The sequence below is a fragment of the Maricaulis sp. D1M11 genome, assembly GCF_047308265.1.
In the GTDB taxonomy this organism is placed as follows: Bacteria; Pseudomonadota; Alphaproteobacteria; order Caulobacterales; family Maricaulaceae; genus Maricaulis.
The window spans coordinates 1-309 of record NZ_JBKQWY010000039.1 but is presented as its reverse complement, the minus strand read 5'-3'; the positions used below and the strand labels follow the sequence as shown (position 1 = coordinate 309).

At 58.9% G+C, this 309-nt stretch carries 1 protein-coding gene; it reads left to right on the top strand.

Annotated elements, in window-relative coordinates; translation table 11 throughout:
- Positions 1 to 73: 73 nt before the first annotated feature.
- The coding region (locus RMQ97_RS15550; RefSeq protein ID WP_413661813.1) for a hypothetical protein at positions 74 to 309 on the top strand (236 nt) is incomplete at its 3' end.

Genomic DNA, 309 nt, shown 5'->3' with positions numbered 1-309 from the left:
AAAATGACCGACTGGACCCATGAGGGTACGGCAGAAGGCTGCCGCGACCCCTGTTTTGATGATGGGGACGATAATGGTCGCGATTTTCACGGGTTTGGGTTCTGGTGCGCAGAACGGTTCGGCCAACTTGCTGGGCAGTGCCGGGATGCTGGGATCCGCCAATTTTGGCCGGGCAGGTGAGAATTTGGTCGTCAACGCGGCCACGGGCAATCTCATGCTGTCGCGTCGCGACGAGTTTCTTGTCGGCCTAGGACCGGATGCCTCCGTTTCGCGAACCTATAACTCGCTGGGCGCACTGGATGAAAACGG